Source organism: Janthinobacterium sp. 1L-D-8-B-C4 (assembly GCF_057291295.1).
Window position 1 is genome coordinate 45,459 of record NZ_JBXAVX010000015.1, and the last position, 17,910, is coordinate 63,368.

Consider the following 17,910-nt stretch of genomic DNA (forward strand, 5'->3'; position numbering starts at 1 on the left):
TTAAAACTCTTCCCACTCGCCGCTGCTGTCGGCCGCAGGTTTTGATGGACGCGGCTTGGCGGCAGCGGCCGCCACCACAGGCTTGGCCAGTTTCAACGCCGGCTTGACAGCCGCCGGCCTGGCAGCGGCCACTACCGGTTTGCGCAGCACCGGCTGGACGGCCGGCGCGCTGTGGTTCGCATCGAGCTTGAAGCGGCTGACCATTTCGGCCAGCGCCGCCGCTTGTTCCTGCATCGACTCGGAGGCGGCGGCTGCTTCTTCCACCAGCGCGGCATTTTGCTGCGTGACGGTGTCCATTTCGGCCACGGCCTGGTTGATCTGGTTGATGCCCAGTTCCTGCTCGCGGCCGGCGGCGCTGATCTCGCCCATGATGTCGGTCACGCGGCGGATGCTGGCAACGATTTCGTCCATGGTGGTGCCAGTCTGCGTCACCAGGTCGCTGCCGGTGCCCACGTTCTGCACCGACGCTTCGATCAGCTGCTTGATGTCTTTCGCGGCACTGGCCGAGCGATGCGCCAGGTTGCGCACTTCGGTAGCGACCACCGCAAAGCCACGGCCCTGCTCGCCCGCACGCGCCGCTTCCACTGCCGCATTCAGCGCCAGGATATTGGTCTGGAAGGCAATGCCGTCGATCACGCCGATAATGTCGGCGATCTGTTTCGACGAGTCGCTGATGGTGCCCATGGTGGTGATCACCTGCGCCACCAGTGCGCCGCCCTTGACGGCCACGTCCGAGGCGGACACGGCCAATTGGTTGGCCTGGCGCGCGTTATCCGAATTTTGTTTTACGGTCGAGGTCAGCTCTTCCAGCGAGGACGCGGTTTCTTCCAGGCTCGACGCCTGCTGTTCGGTGCGGCTCGACAAATCCAGGTTGCCCGAGGCAATTTCATTGCTGGCGGTGGCGATCGCGCCGCTGCCGTCGCGTACGCCGCGCACGGTGGTCGACAAGCGGTCTTGCATCTGCTGCAAGCCACCCAGCAAGGCGCCCATTTCATCCTGGCGCTCGATGACGATGTCGTTGGCCAGGTTGCCGTCGGAAATCGCGTCAAAATGGCGCAGCGCCTGGTCCAGCGGACGGAAAATGGCGCGCAGCAGCAAGATGCTGGAAATAACGATCAGCAGCAGGCCGATCACCAGGCCGGCTATTGCCATCGCCACCTGGGTATCGTATTGGGCCTGGCTGCCGGCATACATATTGGCAGCCGACGTGATCTGGAACTGGGTCAGCTTTTCAGCCGCCGCGTCCATCGCGCGGTACAGCGGCGTCATGCCCGTCATCATCAGCGCGTCGGCCTGCTCCGCCTTGCCTTCGCGCAGGGCCTTGCCCAGGGCCAGCAGGCCGTTGTTGATGTAATCGCTGCGCTTCTTGTCCATGTCGTCGGACAAGATTTTTTCTTCCGGGCTTTGCGACAGCGCCAGGTAGACTTTCCAGGACTTGTTCGACGACTCGATGAACTGCTCGGCGCGGGTGACAATATCCTTGGCATCGGCCGCTTCCGGATGCACCACGGCGCGGTCTATCGTGAAGCGCGAGCGGCCCAGAAAGATCTGCGATTCGCCGATGGCTTGCGTGGACGCCAGCTGATTGCTGTAGACGTCGTTCAAGGTGTTGTTGGCCGATTTCAGGCCGGTGATGCTCATGACGCCCAGCACGGCGATCAGCACGCCGAGCACGGTCATGGTCGCGATCAGGCGCAGTTTGATGGTAAGTTTGGAGAACATAAATTTTCCTTGATAGATACGCTGCATGAGGGCGCTTATCCTTGCGGATCGCCGGCTTCATGACGTAACGGTTGTATGGGTATGCAAGTGACGGAGTGTTGTGCGGCGGCAGGGGAAAGGCGGCCCACTCATATCAGAAGAGATGCGCGAGAACAGAAGGGTTATCGCGCGAAGTTATTTCTTGATTGCAAGACTACAGGGAAAATTTATGAGTAGCAACATATCGGACGAAAAATCACGCTTTATCACCAAAGCGTGATGTTTTTTTGCGTAATGTTGTCAGAGCCTTATGCTGGAGAATTCAGCTTGCCGCGCACGAACAAGGGCCGCTGCACCGTCTGTGCCAGCAGAACGCCCAGCAGCGACACGCCGCCGCCGATCAGGTGAAACGGCTGCAAGCTGTCGTGCAGCCAGACGATGGCCAGCAAGGCCGTCAGGATCGGCAGCAGGTTGACGAATATGCTGCAGCGGTTCGGCCCCAGCAGTTTTACGCCTTCGATCCACAAATACGACAGCACGATGGACGAACCGATGCCGGCATAGGCGATCAGCGGCAAGGTGGCGCCGTTCAGGGGCGCGCTGCCGGCGGGCAGGCGCAGGAAAAACGGCAGCATGCACAGCAGCGCGGCCCAGGCCTGGCAGTAGATCGATTGCCAGGCGGGCACGGCCAGGCGCCAGCGGCGCAGCAGCACGCCGTACAGGGCAAACACCAGGCAGGCCAGCAGCATCAGCGCGTCGCCCGCATGCATGCCTTCATGCAGCAGCACCAGCATGTCGCCGCGCCCTACCAGGTACAGCAGGCCGCCAAACGACAGCACGCCGCCCGCCGCCATGCCCAAGGTCAGTTGCTCGCCCAGCAGCAGCACGCTGAGGATCGCCGTCATCAAGGGTGCCAGCGCCGTGACGATGGCCATATTGGTGGCGGTGGTGGACTCCGCCGCGCGATACGACAGGCTCTGGAACAGCGCCATCGACATCAGGCCGCACAGCGCCAGCTGCCACCAGTGGCGGCGGATCGCCACGCGGTTGCGCCACAGCGGGCGCGCAACAAACGGCGTCATCAGCAGCAGCACCAGCACCAGGCGGTAAAAAGTGATGGCGGTGGGGGCGATGCTGGCAGCGGCCAGTTTCGAGACCACCACATTGCCGGCCCACAAGAGCATGGCGGCGAGGGGATACAGGTAATGGTGGGGGTGGATTTTGTCGTGTGGCATGCGGGGTTTCCTTGGACTGATTGCGCGTCAAGTTGGTGTCTTCCTTAACCCAGAAGCAAATTCCGGGGTCGGACCCTCAGGGTCCGACCCCAGCTTTTGCCGGGTTCAGGTACTGAAAACCATCATGCCGCAGGCGCGCCGCGCCTTCTCGCGCTAATATGCCTGCACCTATCGCAAAAATGCCCCATCCACATGCAAGCCGATTATCAGGAACTGCTGCCGGTCACCGCGCGCGCCATGGCGCTGGCCATCGACTACGCACATGGCCATGTGATTTCCGTGCACCGCCACACGCACGCGCAGCTGATTTACGCCATCGACGGCGTGATGACCATCGCCACCCAAGATGGGCGCTGGGTGGTGCCGCCCACGCGCGGCGTATGGCTGCGGCCCGGCGTGGAACACCAGATACGCATGAGTGGCAACGTCAGGATGCGCACCGTGTTCGTCAACTGCGCCAATTCGCCGCTGCTGCCGCGCCACAGCTGCGTGCTGGAGATCACCCCTCTATTGCGCCAGCTGATCGTGGCGGCGGTCGATATCGCGCCCGATTTTGCCGATGGCGGGCGCGACTGGCACCTGCTGCAACTGCTGCTGCACGAACTCGACAGCCTGCCGGTGCTGCCCTTGTATCTGCCTCTGCCGCTGGACGCACGGCTGCGCGGCATTTGCGAGCGCCTGATGCAAGACCCCGGCGAACAGCTGACAGTGGCGCACTGGGCGCAGCAGCTGGACATTACCGAGCGCAGCCTGCACCGCCTGTTCCAGAAGCAGACAGGCATGCGCTTCGGCCACTGGCGCCAGCAGGCGCGGCTGCTGCGGGCGCTGGAACAGCTGGCGCATGGCGCCAAGGTGATTGATGTGGCGATGGATAATGGCTATACCAGCCAGAGCGCCTTTGCGGCGATGTTCAAAAAGCACTTTGGCACCACGCCCACCGACTTTTATCGCACGGCGCCAACAGCGGTCAAAAAAAATGCTGCTATGCATCAATAATCATGGGCGATTGCGAGCCGGCTTGTTATCATCGCACGCCTTATAGCCGAAGTTGTCTATACCGGCTGGCAACCCTACCAACACTGACATGACCCAGAATTTCTTCCAGACTTTTATCCTGCTGTTGCTTGTGACCGACCCGTTCGGCAACGTGTCCCTGTTCGTCAATGCCCTGAAAAGCGTGCCCGTCGAGCGGCGCTGGAAGGTGGTGGTGCGCGAATGCGCGATTGCTTTCGGCATCCTGCTGCTGTTCATGTTTTTCGGCCGCCATTTCCTGAAAGCCATGCAGCTGTCGGAAATCGCGCTGCGCATCGGCGGCGGCGTGATCCTGTTCCTGATCGCCATGCGCATGGTATTTCCGCAGCCATCGAATGGCAATAGCGACCATGACATCGACGGCGAACCGTTTATCGTGCCGCTGGCGATCCCCGCGCTGGCCGGTCCGTCGGCGCTGGCCACGGTGCTGCTGTTTTCATCGCACGAAATCGATGAAGTGATCGCCCATGTGGCCGGCCTGACTGCGGTAGCATTGGTGTGGCTGGTGGTATTCCTGAGCGCCGAGCGTTTGCAGCGCGCGCTGGGGCCAAGGGTCATGACGGCGTTCGAGCGCCTGATGGGTCTGATCCTGACTGCGATGGCGATCGAAATGCTGCTGGCCGGCATACGGGCCTTTTTGAAATCTGTTTAACCGGAGACAACCCATGAGCCGCTGCGCCCACATCTGCATGATGGCCGAGTACAACCAGTGGATGAACGCCAAGGTCTACGCGGCGGCCGCTGGCCTGCCGCTTGACGAACTGCGGCACGACCGGGGCGCCTTCTTCGGCTCGCTGCTGGGCACGCTCAACCACATCATGGTGGCCGACACCCTGTGGCTGCAGCGCCATGCAAAACACCCGGCCGGGTTTCCCCTGCTCGACCCGGTCCGCGCCATCACGCCGCCCGCCTCGCTGACGCAGCCGCTGTTCGACGACTTCGCAGCGATGCAGGCGCACCGCCAATGGCTCGACCAGGTGATTGTCGACTGGGCCGCCTCGATCACGGAAGACGACCTCGACCATTTGCTCGACTACCGCAACAGCCGTGGCGAGAACCGGCGTCCCTTCTTTGCGCTGCTGATGCACTTTTTTAACCACCAGACGCATCACCGCGGCCAGGCGACGACCTTGCTGTCGCAGGCTGGCGTGGACATCGGCGATACGGATTTACTGGTGTGCATCCCCAACCACCTGCAATGACGGCGCGCGGTACAGCACCGCTTTCAGCCCGATGACGGCCAGCGCCAGCACCGCCAGCAGCACGCCGCTGGCCAGCGCGCCCTGCATGCCGTAGCGGGCAATCGCTGCACCGCCCGCCAGCGCGCCCACCGTCACGCCCAGGTTGATGGCGGCGATATACACGCCGATGGCAAACGCCGGTGCTTCGCGCGCTTCGGAACTGAGCCACATTTGCGTGACGATCAGCCCGCTCGTATGGGCCGCCCCCCAGAACAGCGCCAGCACCGCGATGGACCAGCCGCCCGCCTGCGCGTAACGGTACAGCAGCCCATAAGCCAGGCACAGCAATAATGGCTGCAGCAGCACCGTGCGCAGCAGATGGCGCCCCAGCAGCCGCCCCGCCAGCAGGTTGCCGGCCACGCCACCGACGCCGAACACCAGCAGCAACAGCCCGGTCTGGCGCGCCGTCAAGCCGGCCACTTCCTGCAAATAGGCGGCAGCATAGGCATACACGGAAAACATGGCGGCAAACACCAGCATGGCGGCAATAATATTCAACCACAGCGCGGGCTTGCGCAGGATCGCCAGCTGGCGGCCATAGGCCAGCGGCGCGCTGCGTGGCGTATCGGGCAGGAACCGATACAGCCCCAGCGCAGCGAGCAGATTGACGGCGGCGCAGGCCAGGAACGATGCTTCGTAGCCATGCCGCGCCGCGATCCAGGTGGTCAAAGGAATGCCCAGCACCATGCCCATGCTGGTACCCGTGAACGCATGGGCGCTGGCGCGCGCGGATTCCTGCGGCCGGTACAGGGCAGCGGCCGCCACCATCGCCAGCGAAAAATACACCGGGTGGAACAGGGCCGGCACCACGCGCAGCGCCAGCAGCCATTCGAAGCGCGGCGCAAACGCCGACGCCACGCTGGCCAGCGCAAACACGCACAGCGACACCATCAATACCGGCTTGCGGCGCCAGCGCGTGGCCAGCAGCACCAGGAACGGGCCGGCCGCAGCAATTACCAGCGCGAACAGCCCCACCAGCATGCCGGCGCGGCTGGCTGTCACGCCGAAGCGCTGCATGATCAAGGGCAAGATGCCCACCACGCCGAACTCGATGCAATACACGCCGAACAGGCCCAGCGCGAGGAAGATGACGGGATGCGGGCGGCTCATGCCGGCTCCTTGCCATACACGGCGCGGCACAATTGCCCCACAAATGGTCCGGCCATGCCTTCGAGCGCCGTATTGGTCAACGCCACCACCGACAGTTCGCGCAGCGGATCGACAAACCACGAATGGCCATAGGTGCCGCCCATGCGCCAGGAGCCGATGCTTTCCGGCGTGGCCGCCGCCAGCGGATCGGTCAGCACGGTAAAGCCCAGGCCAAAGCCGCGGCCGGGCCAGAAAGGCAGCTCAAGGCTGCCGGTATGGCTGCGGCCCATCTCGCTGGCCAAGCCTGGCGGCAACAACGGTGCGCCACCCAGGCGCAAGGTTTCCAGCAGGCGCATGAAGTCCGGCGCCGAGCCGACCATGCCGGCTCCGCCAGAGGCATACGCGGCAGGGTTCAGAGCGCGCGCCGGTGACAGGCTGAAACCGGCCATGCCGTCGAGAAACGGCAGATGATCGTCGCCCGTGTCGTGCAGGCGGCGCGGCTGCGCCTGCCCTGCCACGCGGTCGGCATAGGCCACCGCCAGGCGTGCGGAATCGACGGTGACAAAGCCGGTGTCGTGCATGGCCAAAGGCCGCGTCACCAGTTGCCGCACCGCCTGCACCAAAGGCATGCCGGCCGCCTGCTCGATCACGGCGCCCAGCACATCGGTGGCGATCGAATAGGCCCAGCGCTCGCCCGGCGCAAACGCCAGCGGCACGCTGGCGATACGGCGCAGATTGTCCTGCAGCGAAACGGGTGACGCATCCATGCCGTCGGACACGCCCGCTTGCGCATACGGGCCGCCCGGCGGCTGGAAAAAGCCGTAGTCGAGGCCAGCCGTGTGCGTCAGCAGCTGGCGCACGGTGATGGCCGCCACCTGGCCATCGGGCTGGCGTGGCCGGAAGTACGGCAGCCATCGCGCCACCAGGTCATCCAGCTGCAAGCGGCCCTGCCCCACCAGCACCAGCGCCGCCGTCGAGACGATGGGTTTGCTGACCGAAGCCAGGCGGAACAGTGCGTCGTCGCGCATGGGCATGGCCGCTTCGCGGTCCAGATGGCCGGCCGCGCGGCGGTACAGTTCGCGGCCCTGGTGGCGCACCAGCACCACGGCGCCCGCCAGGCGCTGCTCATGCAGCACGGTGCCCAGCAGGGTATCGATACGCGCCGCCAGGGGCGCGGCAGAAAAGTCACATGTCATGATCCAGCCTTTCAAAGAGAAGGCCTAGCGTAAGGCGGCCAGGATCAAAGAAAAACAGGCTATAGTTTCTGTCTGAGCGGACGTTGGCGTCCGCAATCGAAAGAACACCATGGACAATCTGGCGGGTTTGACGGCTTTTGTGCAAGCGGCCGATACGCGCAGCTTCGTGGCAGCCGGGCGCGCCCTGGGCATTTCGGCGTCGGCCATCGGCAAGAGCATTGCGCGGCTGGAGGAACGCCTGGGCGTGCGCCTGTTTCACCGCAGCACGCGCAGCATTGCGCTGACCAGCGAGGGAACGATATTCCTGGCACGCTGCCGGCGCATCCTGGGGGAAATCGAGGCGGCCGAACTGGAACTGTCGAGCTGCAAGAGCGCGCCGCGCGGGCGGCTGCGCGTCAGCATGCCGCTGGTGGGCGAGCTGCTCAACCCGGTGCTGGCCGCGTTTGCGCGCCCCCATCCGCTGGTGGAACTCGATCTCGATTTCAGCAACCGCCGCGTGGACCTGGTCGAGGAAGGCTACGACGCCGTGGTGCGCGCCGGCGACAGCGCCGACAGCCGGCTGATGAGCCGGCTGCTGGGCCAGTTTCATCTGCAGCTGGTGGCCTCTCCCGCCTACCTGGCCGAACATGGCGTGCCGGCCCAGCCGTTTGAACTGGCGCAGCACAACTGCCTGCTGTACAAGTTTCCCAGCAGCGGCAAGATCGAAGCCTGGCCGCTGGCAGACTGGAGCGCCTTGCTGGCGGCCGGCCTGCCCGCCAGTCTCAGCTGCAACAGCGTGGACACCCTGCTGCATTTTGCCGAGAGCGGCCTGGGCATTGCAGCCCTGCCCGACTTTGCCGCGCGCGCCGCGCGCGAGGCGGGCCGCTTGCAACCGGTATTGGCAGAACATGCTCGGCATGCGGCGCCTTTCCATATCTTATGGCCAGGTAGCCGGAACATGTCGCCCAAACTGCGCGCTTTCATTGATTTTCTGGTAGCACATCTGTTTCCAAAAGGCTGAGTTCGCTTAGATAGCAGCTTGCGTTGTTTCCACACGACAACTTGTTTCAGGAGCTGCTTTTTTTGTAACTTGATACAGTTTTTTGTATTGCCGTGTGGAATTTTGAGGAACAATTACTGCCTCGCTGCGCTAAGTACTAACCCGTAGCAACCTGAGCTGTAATTTTTCCGCACACACGAAAGCAATCAATGTCACTCACACAATTCAAAATCGGTACCCGCCTCGGCATCGGCTTTGCTGTCGTTCTCGGCTTGCTGGTGGCCGTGCTGCTGGTCGGCCTGTACTCAATGGGCCAGCTGAGCGCGCGCACCCACGATATCGTCGCCGACAAGAACGTCAAGATGGCCGCTGCCAACACCATGAGCGACAACGTGCGCAGCATTACGCTGGCGATCACCAGCGTGGTGGTGGCGCCGACCGACGCGCTGATGCAGGCACAGCTGAACAAGATCGGCGAAGCGCGCAAGAAATATGGCGCGGCCAAGGAAGTGCTGCAAAAGATGGTTTCAACCGACAAGGAAGCGGCATTGATGAGCCAGCTGGACGCGGCGCTGAAAACCGGCGCGCCGATGAACAACAAGGTAGTGGAACTGCGCAAGGCGGGCCAGACCGAAGAAGCCATCGCCTTTTTGACCCAGCAGGCGGCGCCGAGCCTGAACAATGTACTGGTCGCGCTCGACAGCCTGGTGGCCTATGAGGCGCAGCAGGCAAACCAGGCGGCCGATGACGCCGAAGCGCTGAGCGAAAAGGCGCAGGCGTCCATGCTGGGCCTGGGCTGCGTGGCCCTGCTGCTGGGCGCCTTCGTGGCGTGGATCATCACGCGTTCGATCACCCGCCCGATCAATGCGGCCGTCAGCGTGGCCGAAACCGTGGCGTCGGGCGATCTGTCGTCGCAGATCATCGTCAATTCCAGCGATGAAACGGGCCGCTTGCTGGGCGCGCTGAAAGCCATGAACGACGGCTTGCTGGACGTGGTGGGACAAGTGCGCCACGGCACGGATGCGATCGCCACGGCGTCGAGCGAAATTGCCGCCGGCAACCTCGACCTGTCGTCGCGCACCGAAGAGCAGGCCAGTTCGCTGGAAGAAACGGCGTCGGCGATGGAAGAGCTGACCTCGACCGTGAAACAGAATGCCGACAATGCGCGCCAGGCCAACCAGCTGGCAAAAAGCGCGTCGGAAGTGGCTGTGCGTGGCGGCAATATCGTCTCGCAGGTGGTCGACACCATGGGCACCATCAATGCGTCGTCCAAAAAGATCGTCGACATTATCGGCGTGATCGACGGCATCGCTTTCCAGACCAATATCCTGGCGCTCAATGCGGCAGTGGAAGCGGCGCGCGCCGGCGAACAGGGCCGCGGCTTTGCGGTGGTCGCCAGCGAAGTGCGCAACCTGGCCCAGCGCAGCGCGGGCGCGGCCAAGGAAATCAAGGAACTGATCGCCGCCTCGGTGGCCAACGTGGACACCGGCTCACGCCTGGTCAATGAAGCGGGCCAGACCATGGGCGACATCGTCGACAGCATCGTGCGTGTGACCGACATCATGGGCGAAATCACTTCCGCCACGCATGAGCAGACCCTGGGCATCGAGCAGATCAACATGGCGATCGCGCAGATGGATGAAGTGACGCAGCAGAATGCGGCGCTGGTCGAAGAAGCGGCGGCGGCCTCGCAAAGCATGCAGGAACAGGCCGGCGAACTGGCCCATGTGGTGGGTTTCTTCAAGACCGGCCATGCAGTAGCGTCGCCCAAGCTGGCCGTGGCGCGCAGCCGCACGCCCGCCAAGGCAGCGCCAGCGCGCGCGCCATTGCAGCGTCCGCAGCGCAAGGCCGTGGCAAATGGCGCCAGCGCGCCAGCGCAGTCCAAAGACAGCGAGTGGGAAGAGTTTTAAGCGATTGACGATCACTGTTCCAGGAAAAGCCAGGCAAGAAGTTTCCGCCTGGCTTTTTTTCGTCCAGAACAACGGTTTTTTTTGTGAGGCAATGGCGCAAATGCACGAAAGCGTAAAACACGCACCGCGCATACGCTTTACAATCGCCGCTCGCTTTACAAAATATTGGTCATCATGAATCAGGCAGAACAGCAGCGCCTCCTGGCTATCCTGGAGTATTGGCACAAGATCGAATTTTTTATACCGTTTGACCTGAATCAAATCACGGAAGTTGAAGACCAGTCCACCGTGCGTCTCCTTCATCGTGAACAGCTGGCGCAATGGTCGCCGCAGTTCTTTACGCAATTGCCCGCCGGCCCGGACCGCGAGATCGACGGCTTTTCCCTGTTCCTGGGCGTGTTCGACAAGGCCGAGATCAACAAGGTGTTGCCCGCCACCGGCGCGGAAACCATCGCCGAAGCGGAAAAAACGGAACTTGCCGGCCGCTCGTGCTTTGCCCGTTTGAGCCTGAACTCGCTGGGCGAGCCGCAGTTCGATCCGGTGTCGGTATCGACCCTGCCGTGGGCGCTGGGCCGGCCGCGCAGCGCCGACTGGTCGCACCTGACCCTGGATGCGTATGGCGACAGCCAGCTGGCGCTGCAGGACAGCCTGCGCAACTTTGCCGCCGCGCGCACGCCCGCCACCGTGACGGACGAGGCCGGCAATGTGTCGGCGCCGCTGTCCGGCACGGAAATCGCCGCGCTGGCCCATTTGTTCATGGACTGGGCCAATTTCCATCCGTCGTCGGCGCAGCCGCTGGCGGTGCTGGAAATACGCACGCGCAAGAAACGCCCGCCCAAGGAAACGCTGTTGCCGGGCGTGGAGGCGGTGGAAAACCGCGTGCTCGATTTCGGCGACCCGGTCGAACCGAGCATCGATATCCTGAACAGTTTTTACCTGGACGACCTGGAACAGATCATCCGCACCCTGCGCGGCGGCAAGATTTCGCCCACCCTGGCGGCCTACCTGACGCCGCTGGCGCAGGCCGAGCGCATCGACCTGTACAGCCCGGCCGGACGCCAGGCGCTGGCGGCGATGCTGAACCCTGCCAACATGAACCGCGGCCACTGGCTGGAAGACTCGAACTATGCGCTGAGCCTGATGCAGCAGTTCGCCATCCATGGTGCGCGCACGGGGCTGCTTGATCGCGGCATCTTTTCCGTCAACGGGCCGCCCGGCACCGGCAAGACCACCCTGCTGCGCGAGCTGTTTGCCGACAATATCGTACGACGCGCCAGCGTGCTGGCCTGCCTGGACCGCGCCGCCGACGCCTTTATCGGCAAGGTGGCCATCGCTTTTGAAGGCGTGCGCGACCCGATCACGATTGCCCGCCTGCGGCCCGAACTGACGGGTTTTGAAATGGTGGTGGCCTCGTCGAACAATGCGGCGGTGGAAAATATCTCCGGCGATTTGCCGAAACCGAAACAGCTGGGCAAGGAATGGGCGCGCACCCGCTACCTCGACAGCGTGGCGCGCCGCGTGGCAGCCGACGGCAATGGCGCCAACCGCCTGCTGGCCGAGGAAGACACGCCGTGGGGCATGATTTCCTGCGCGCTGGGCAACAGCAGCAACCGCCGCCGTTTCATCAGCAATTTCTATGATGACGACTGGGACAAGACCACGCCGCGCAAGACGCCGAACACGCAGAATATCCGCCAGTGGCTGACCAGCTACCAGGGCGTGGGCTTTGCCCAAGCCGCGCGCGAGTTCCGCGAAACGCAGCACGTGGTGGAAAAAGCCCTGGCCGAGCAGGCGCAATACGCCGCCCTGTGGCAGGCGGTAGGCACCTGTAGCGAGCAGGAGTTCCTGCACGCCAGCGTCGAGACCCTGCGCGCGGCCGAGGTGGAAATGGAAGCGGCCAACGCGGCGCTGGCCAGCGCCATGAGCCAGCAGGACACCCTTTTGGCCAGCAAGAAGGAGTTGCTGGAAGAAGAACGGCTGGTAGCGTTGACGCAGCCGGGCTTTTTTGCCCGATTGTTCCGCACCGCGCCGGCGCGCGCGTTCAAGGAAGCGGTGCTGGCCAATGCCGAGGCGCAGCGCCAGGCCGCGCGCGACGTCTCGGCCATCAAGCTGCTGCTCAAGGGTGAACTGGAGCCGCGCTGCGAGCGGGCCCGCAACAGCCTGCATGTGGCGCTGCGCACGCAGCAATCGCGCGAACGCGAATGGGACGACAGCACGGAAATGCTGCGCCGCGCGCGCCTGCGTTTCCCCACCATTGCCTCGCCGGCGACCTTGCAGGAACTCGACGGCGACGCCTTGCAGAAAGGCGGGCTGTGGCATGAGCCGGCGCTGGCGCGCCTGCGCTCGCGCCTGTTTGCCAAGGCGCTGGCGCTGCACGAAGCGTGGCTGGCTGAAGTGGCCAGGAAAGGCGGCCCCGGCTTTGGCGGCAACTTGCTGGCGGTGTCAAAACTGCTGAAAAACAAGCGCGCCTACGACCAGTCGCATATCGCCATGGTGTGGCAGAGCCTGTTCATGGTGGTGCCGGTGGTGTCGACCACGTTTGCCTCGTTCGCGCGCCAGTTCCAGGGCATGGGCGCGGAGTCCTTGGGCTGGCTGTTTATCGATGAAGCGGGCCAGGCCGTGCCGCAAGCGGCGGTCGGCAGCCTGTGGCGCGCCAGGCGGGCTGTGGTGGTGGGCGACCCGCTGCAGATCGAACCGGTATTCACGGTGCCGCCGCGCCTGGTGCATGGCTTGTCGGCGCTGTCGGAACACACGCAGGATGGCAGCTACGCGCCGAGCAGTGTTTCCGTGCAGACCCTGGCCGACAAGGCCAACCGCTACGGCGCGCTGGTCGGTGCCAGCGGCCCGCAGCCGCTGTGGATCGGCAGCCCCCTGCGTGTGCACCGCCGCTGCGTCGAACCGATGTTCTCGCTGGCCAACGCCATCGCCTATGAAGACAAGATGGTGTATGGCCTTGGTGACACGACGCCGCCGGCCGGCAGCCGTGGCCTGACGCGCGGCCCCAGCCGCTGGATCGACGCCATCGGCCCCGTCAGCTACAAGCAGGTGGTGCCGCTGCAACTCGATTTCGTGCTGGAGGTTTTGCTCAAGCTCTACCGCCGCGACGGCAAGCTGCCAGCGATGTACCTGATCACGCCATTCAAGGCGGTGCGCAACGAATTGCGCGCACGCATCGTCGACCTGGACTGGGACCGCCGCCTGGGTTACGGCAAGGCGCCCACGGCACGTGAACTGCGGCAATGGGCCAAACAGATGGTCGGCACCGTGCATACCTTCCAGGGCAAGGAGCAAAGCGTGGTGATGCTGATCCTGGGCGCCGACGACAGCACGCCTGGCGCCGCGCAATGGGCCGCCAGTACGCCAAACTTGCTGAACGTGGCGCTGACGCGTGCGCAGCATTACGTGTATATCGTCGGCAACCCGCTGTTGTGGGGACAACTGCCGCACTTTGCGCCGGCCTGCGCGCAGCTGGCGCATACGGGGATGCATGAGTTTTTGGTGGAGATGGGGTGATTTTTTACCCCAAAGGCAAAGGCTGGGGTCGGACCCTCAGGGTCCGACCCCGGTGTTTGCAGTTGGGTTTAAGCAGGAAACCGCAAGCTGAACGTCGTGGCCGCCGCGTCTGACGCCACGCTGGCGCTGCCGCCATGCAACTGCATGATGGCGGTGACGATGGCCAGGCCGAGGCCGGTAGAGGCGGCCGAATCGCTGCGGGACGGGTCGGCGCGGTAGAAGCGGTCGAACAGGTGCGGCAGGTGGCGTGCGGGGATGGCCGGACCCAGGTTGCTGACGCTCAGTTCCACCCCTTGCGTGGTGGTGTGCGAACGCAGCGTGATGGTGCTGCCGGGCGCGGCGTGGCGTATCGCGTTCGACAGCAGATTGCCCAGCGCGCGGCGCAGCAGTTGAGGCTCGGCCACTACCTCGCCGCTGCCGTGGCAGGCCAGCGCCAGCTCGCGCTCTTCGGCCAGGCCTTCGAAAAAGTCTGCCAGGCGCAGCAATTCATCCTGCACTGGCAGCGGCTGCTTGACCAGCACCATTTCATCTTGCTGGGCGCGCGCCAGAAACAGCATGCTGTCAATCATGCGCGACAGGCGTTCCAGTTCCTCCACGTTTGACGACACCAGTTGCTCATACTCCACGCTGCTGCGCGGGCGCGCCAGCATCACCTGGCTTTGCCCCAGCAAGTTCGTCACGGGGGTGCGAAATTCATGCGCCAGGTCAGCCGAAAACTGCGACAGGCGCGCATAGCCTTCCTGCAGCCGCGCCAGCATGGCGTTCAGCGCCTGGATCAGCGGCAGCAGTTCGGTCGGCGCGCCGCGCGCGTCGAGCTGCTGCTCCAGCTTGCCCGGACGCACCAGCGCCGCGTGCGCGGCAATCGCGCGCAAGGGACGCAGGCCGCGCAGCAGCATGGCGCTGGCCAGCAGCGCCGCCACCAGCGCGCTGACGGCCACTGAAATGACGATTTGCCAGCGGTAGGCGGCAAACATGGCGCTGCGGTCGCCATACACCCTGGCAACAGTGATATCGGCCATCTGCGCCGGCTGGCCGATGCGCGCGCTGGCCGCCACCACGCGCGCCGGATAGCGGTCGCGGCTGGTCCAGCCATGGATCGCGCTGCTGTTCGCCGGCGCATCGACCGCCACCGGTGTGGGCAGCGGCAAGGTTTCGCCATGGGGGTTGACGTCGATCAGGCGCGTGCCGTCGTCGCGGACGATGCGCACCAGGGAATTTTCCTGGCCGCTCATGGTGTCGCGGAAATATTGCGGCCGTTCGCGGATGATGTCCAGGGTGCCCGCATTGCCCAGCAATTGCTGGATCTGCCGCAGCTTGCCCAGCAACAGGATATCGTCGCGCCGCTCGATTTCGGCCACGAACGAGCGGTACAGATGGACGCCCAGCCCGGCCGACACCAGCGCGACGATCAGCACGAATACCGCCGTCACGCGCAAGGTCAATGAATGGCTTGCGCCTGCCAGCTTCATGACGCCCTTAATTCGCAGACATAACCCATGCCGCGCAGGGTATGGATCAGCTTGGGTTCGAACGGATCGTCGAGCTTGCTGCGCAGGCGGCGGATCGCCGCGTCGATCACATTGGTGTCGCTCTCGAAATTGATGTCCCACACTTGCGAGGCGATGATCGAGCGCGACAGCACTTCGCCCTGGCGCCGCGCCAGCAAGTGCAATAAACCGAATTCTTTTGCCGTCAGGGTGATGCGCTGGCCTTGCCGGCTGACCTTGCGTTTCATCACGTCGATTTCCATGTCGCCGATGCGGATCACCTCGTCCTCACGCGGCGGGCCGCGCCGCAGCAGGGTGCGGATGCGCGCCACCAGTTCGGCGAACGCGAACGGTTTGACCAGGTAATCGTCGGCGCCCAGTTCCAGCCCTTTGACACGGTCCTGCACTTCGTCGCGGGCGGTGAGGAAAATCACCGGCACATCGGCACCGCCGTCCTGCAGGCGCAAGGAACGCAGCACTTGCCAGCCGTCCATGATGGGCAGCATGACGTCGAGCACCACCAGGTCAAAGCCGCCCTCGCCGGCCATCTGCAAGCCGTCGCGGCCATTGCGCGCCAGGCTGACCACAAAGCCCGCTTCGCCCAGGCCGCGCAACAGGTAGTCGCCGGTCTTCGGTTCGTCTTCGATTACCAGGATACGCATGGAGGGTGGCTTTCATGAGGGAGGATGGAACATTTTACGCCCGGCAGCGGTCTGTGCGGATGATAAAAATGTCATGCGGCCATCATCTTCGCGTAGGGCGGCGAGGGCCATACTGGCGTCATCATTTTTGCATGGAGCAGCGCATGAAACACTACTTTGTTGCCAGCAGCCTGCTGGCACTATTGGCCGGCCCGGCCCAGGCGCAATTGCAGCAGGTCAGCGATCTGACCCTGGCGGCGGCGCAGCAACTGAGCGGCGCCGCCATGGCCGCCTGCCAGGCAAAGGGCAAGTCCATCGTCGTCACCGTGCTTGACCGTGGCGGCAATATTGTCAGCGTGCAGCGCGCCGATGGCGTGGGTCCGCACAACACCGAAGCGAGCCGGCGCAAGGCTTACACGGCGCTGTCCACCAGGACCGATACGCAGACACTGGCGACCAATGCGCGCGGCAACATCGATGCCGCCAACCTGACTACTTTGCCGGAATTGCTGCTGCTTGGCGGCGGTGTGCCCTTGACGGCCAAGGGCAAAATCGTTGGTGCCATCGGCGTGGCCGGCGGCGGCGGCGCCCTGCAGGACCGTGCCTGCGCGCAGGCGGCAATGGCCGCCATTCCCGAACTCGATCCAGCCATTTAATAACTCAACAAGGACCTGCCATGAAACACTTGCAGCAACTCGCCCTCGTCCTGGCCATCGCCAGCCTGTCCACCGCCGCCCTGGCCGCCAATCCGCTCAGCGTGCATATCCTCGACCTGCAAACCGGTACCCCTACCCAAGGCGTGACCGTGACCCTGGAACAAAAGACTGGCAATGACTGGCGCCAGCTGGCCAGCGGCGTGACCAATGCGCAGGGGCGCATCGCGGAAATGTATCCGGCTGACAAGCCAATTGAAAAGGGCGATTACCGCATCGTGTTCAAGACCGGCGAGCATTATGCGCAGCTGAAACAGGAGACGTTTTTCCCGGAAATCCCGGTGCAGTTCCATGTCGAAAAGACCGACCAGCATTACCATATTCCGCTGCTGCTCAGCCCTTTCGGGTTTTCCACTTATCGTGGCAACTAAGGCGGCAACTGACGCTTAGCCCAGCGACTTCGCTGTTTGCCCGAACAGCACGCTTTTCGCGTCGCCGCTGACGGTCGGCTGCTGATTGATTGCGGCCGCGCGGGCATAGGCGCGCACGGTGGCCGGACGGGCGGCAATGTCGGCAAACCAGCGTGCCAGGTGCGGAAAGTCAGCCAGGTCCTGGCGCTGGCGCTGGTGCGGCACGATCCACGGGTAGATCGCCATGTCGGCGATCGTATAGGTATCGCCAGCAACATAGGCACGGTCGGCCAGGCGTTTGTTCAGCACGCCGTACAGGCGATTGGTCTCGTTAACATAGCGATTGATCGCATAGTCGATCGGTTCGGGCGCGTATTGCACGAAATGATGGTTCTGGCCGGCCATCGGCCCCAGGCCGCCCATTTGCCAGAACAGCCACTGCATTACCTCGGCGCGGCCGCGCACATCGGACGGCAGGAATTGACCGCTTTTCTCGGCCAGATACTGCAAAATGGCGCCCGATTCAAACAGCGGCAGCGGCGCGCCACCATCTTCCGGCGCCTGGTCGACAATCGCCGGAATGCGGTTGTTCGGCGCGATGGCCAGGAACTCGGGCGTGAACTGCTCGCCCTTGCCGATATGCACGGGAATAATGTTGTAGGGGATGCCCGCTTCTTCCAGGAACATGGTTACCTTGTGCCCGTTGGGCGTGGTCCAATAGTACAGATCGATCATCGTGGTCTCTCAGGTCAGGGTGGCAGGCGGCGCCGATATTGTCGCGCCGCAACGGGTACGCATGGATATAATGCCACGTAAGCGGAAA

At 63.8% G+C, this 17,910-nt stretch carries 15 protein-coding genes; 8 read left to right on the forward strand and 7 right to left on the reverse strand.

The genetic code is table 11. The annotated features are described in order from the left end of the window. Positions 1 to 1,722, reverse strand: a complete 1,722-nt coding sequence (locus AC0Z42_RS22815; protein ID WP_485470468.1) for a methyl-accepting chemotaxis protein — start codon at positions 1,720 to 1,722, stop codon at positions 1 to 3. Positions 1,723 to 2,009: 287 nt separating this feature from the next. After that, complete coding sequence (locus AC0Z42_RS22820; protein WP_485470469.1) at positions 2,010 to 2,936, reverse strand: DMT family transporter; 927 nt, start codon at positions 2,934 to 2,936, stop codon at positions 2,010 to 2,012. Between the two features lie 192 nt (positions 2,937 to 3,128). Between AC0Z42_RS22820 and AC0Z42_RS22825 the strand changes: the two genes are divergently transcribed. The 3 genes from AC0Z42_RS22825 to AC0Z42_RS22835 all read left to right on the forward strand — a co-directional run bounded on the left by AC0Z42_RS22825 (position 3,129) and on the right by AC0Z42_RS22835 (position 5,170). Beyond that, positions 3,129 to 3,932: an AraC family transcriptional regulator gene (locus AC0Z42_RS22825; protein WP_485470470.1), complete on the forward strand. Its 804-nt coding sequence runs from the start codon at positions 3,129 to 3,131 to the stop codon at positions 3,930 to 3,932. A gap of 88 nt (positions 3,933 to 4,020) precedes the next feature. Beyond that, positions 4,021 to 4,620 carry a MarC family protein gene (locus AC0Z42_RS22830; RefSeq protein ID WP_485470471.1) on the forward strand — a complete coding sequence of 200 codons (600 nt, stop codon included), beginning with the start codon at positions 4,021 to 4,023 and terminating at the stop codon, positions 4,618 to 4,620. A 13-nt stretch (positions 4,621 to 4,633) separates the two neighbouring features. Next, complete coding sequence (locus tag AC0Z42_RS22835) at positions 4,634 to 5,170, forward strand: DinB family protein (RefSeq protein WP_485470472.1); 537 nt, start codon at positions 4,634 to 4,636, stop codon at positions 5,168 to 5,170. On the opposite strand, the gene AC0Z42_RS22840 is transcribed toward AC0Z42_RS22835, so the two are convergent. Then, positions 5,138 to 6,319: an MFS transporter gene (locus AC0Z42_RS22840; protein WP_485470473.1), complete on the reverse strand. Its 1,182-nt coding sequence runs from the start codon at positions 6,317 to 6,319 to the stop codon at positions 5,138 to 5,140. The two genes, AC0Z42_RS22835 and AC0Z42_RS22840, sit on opposite strands and share 33 nt — an antisense overlap. Next, entirely contained in the window at positions 6,316 to 7,494 is a 1,179-nt protein-coding gene (locus AC0Z42_RS22845; RefSeq protein ID WP_485470474.1) for a serine hydrolase domain-containing protein, read from the reverse strand. Before AC0Z42_RS22845 ends, AC0Z42_RS22840 begins: the two co-directional genes overlap by 4 nt. 109 nt (positions 7,495 to 7,603) lie before the next feature. Here AC0Z42_RS22845 and AC0Z42_RS22850 point away from each other — a divergent pair, with 109 nt between their 5' ends. From AC0Z42_RS22850 to AC0Z42_RS22860, 3 genes are all read left to right on the forward strand, one after another. Then, positions 7,604 to 8,494: a LysR family transcriptional regulator gene (locus AC0Z42_RS22850; RefSeq protein WP_485470475.1), complete on the forward strand. Its 891-nt coding sequence runs from the start codon at positions 7,604 to 7,606 to the stop codon at positions 8,492 to 8,494. Between the two features lie 188 nt (positions 8,495 to 8,682). Beyond that, positions 8,683 to 10,383 (forward strand): methyl-accepting chemotaxis protein, encoded by a 1,701-nt coding sequence (locus tag AC0Z42_RS22855; protein ID WP_485470476.1) that lies wholly within the window; start codon positions 8,683 to 8,685, stop codon positions 10,381 to 10,383. A gap of 174 nt (positions 10,384 to 10,557) precedes the next feature. Further along, entirely contained in the window at positions 10,558 to 13,896 is a 3,339-nt protein-coding gene (locus tag AC0Z42_RS22860; protein ID WP_485470477.1) for a DEAD/DEAH box helicase, read from the forward strand. A 68-nt stretch (positions 13,897 to 13,964) separates the two neighbouring features. On the opposite strand, the gene AC0Z42_RS22865 is transcribed toward AC0Z42_RS22860, so the two are convergent. Next, positions 13,965 to 15,365, reverse strand: coding sequence for a heavy metal sensor histidine kinase (locus tag AC0Z42_RS22865; RefSeq protein WP_485470478.1), 1,401 nt, complete (start codon positions 15,363 to 15,365; stop codon positions 13,965 to 13,967). Further along, entirely contained in the window at positions 15,362 to 16,045 is a 684-nt protein-coding gene (locus AC0Z42_RS22870) for a heavy metal response regulator transcription factor (RefSeq protein WP_485470479.1), read from the reverse strand. The genes AC0Z42_RS22865 and AC0Z42_RS22870 overlap by 4 nt, the downstream gene beginning before the upstream one ends. Positions 16,046 to 16,188: 143 nt before the next feature. Between AC0Z42_RS22870 and AC0Z42_RS22875 the strand changes: the two genes are divergently transcribed. Then, complete coding sequence (locus AC0Z42_RS22875) at positions 16,189 to 16,680, forward strand: GlcG/HbpS family heme-binding protein (RefSeq protein WP_485470480.1); 492 nt, start codon at positions 16,189 to 16,191, stop codon at positions 16,678 to 16,680. Positions 16,681 to 16,700: 20 nt separating this feature from the next. Then, entirely contained in the window at positions 16,701 to 17,108 is a 408-nt protein-coding gene (gene uraH / locus AC0Z42_RS22880) for a hydroxyisourate hydrolase (protein ID WP_485470481.1), read from the forward strand. 15 nt (positions 17,109 to 17,123) lie between these two features. Here the strand turns inward: uraH and AC0Z42_RS22885 are convergent, their stop codons facing one another. Further along, a complete protein-coding gene (locus AC0Z42_RS22885; protein ID WP_485470482.1) occupies positions 17,124 to 17,822 on the reverse strand; it encodes a glutathione binding-like protein in 699 nt (232 codons plus the stop codon). Between the last annotated feature and the right edge of the window lie 88 nt (positions 17,823 to 17,910).

Excerpts from the sequence above, each read along its gene's own strand:
- AC0Z42_RS22815 (WP_485470468.1), bottom strand. The coding sequence starts at position 1,722 with ATGTTCTCCAAACTTACCATCAAACTGCGCCTGATCGCGACCATGACC.
- AC0Z42_RS22820 (WP_485470469.1), bottom strand. The coding sequence starts at position 2,936 with ATGCCACACGACAAAATCCACCCCCACCATTACCTGTATCCCCTCGCC.
- AC0Z42_RS22825 (WP_485470470.1), top strand. The coding sequence starts at position 3,129 with ATGCAAGCCGATTATCAGGAACTGCTGCCGGTCACCGCGCGCGCCATG.
- AC0Z42_RS22830 (WP_485470471.1), top strand. The coding sequence starts at position 4,021 with ATGACCCAGAATTTCTTCCAGACTTTTATCCTGCTGTTGCTTGTGACC.
- AC0Z42_RS22835 (WP_485470472.1), top strand. The coding sequence starts at position 4,634 with ATGAGCCGCTGCGCCCACATCTGCATGATGGCCGAGTACAACCAGTGG.
- AC0Z42_RS22840 (WP_485470473.1), bottom strand. The coding sequence starts at position 6,319 with ATGAGCCGCCCGCATCCCGTCATCTTCCTCGCGCTGGGCCTGTTCGGC.
- AC0Z42_RS22845 (WP_485470474.1), bottom strand. The coding sequence starts at position 7,494 with ATGACATGTGACTTTTCTGCCGCGCCCCTGGCGGCGCGTATCGATACC.
- AC0Z42_RS22850 (WP_485470475.1), top strand. The coding sequence starts at position 7,604 with ATGGACAATCTGGCGGGTTTGACGGCTTTTGTGCAAGCGGCCGATACG.
- AC0Z42_RS22855 (WP_485470476.1), top strand. The coding sequence starts at position 8,683 with ATGTCACTCACACAATTCAAAATCGGTACCCGCCTCGGCATCGGCTTT.
- AC0Z42_RS22860 (WP_485470477.1), top strand. The coding sequence starts at position 10,558 with ATGAATCAGGCAGAACAGCAGCGCCTCCTGGCTATCCTGGAGTATTGG.
- AC0Z42_RS22865 (WP_485470478.1), bottom strand. The coding sequence starts at position 15,365 with ATGAAGCTGGCAGGCGCAAGCCATTCATTGACCTTGCGCGTGACGGCG.
- AC0Z42_RS22870 (WP_485470479.1), bottom strand. The coding sequence starts at position 16,045 with ATGCGTATCCTGGTAATCGAAGACGAACCGAAGACCGGCGACTACCTG.
- AC0Z42_RS22875 (WP_485470480.1), top strand. The coding sequence starts at position 16,189 with ATGAAACACTACTTTGTTGCCAGCAGCCTGCTGGCACTATTGGCCGGC.
- uraH (WP_485470481.1), top strand. The coding sequence starts at position 16,701 with ATGAAACACTTGCAGCAACTCGCCCTCGTCCTGGCCATCGCCAGCCTG.
- AC0Z42_RS22885 (WP_485470482.1), bottom strand. The coding sequence starts at position 17,822 with ATGATCGATCTGTACTATTGGACCACGCCCAACGGGCACAAGGTAACC.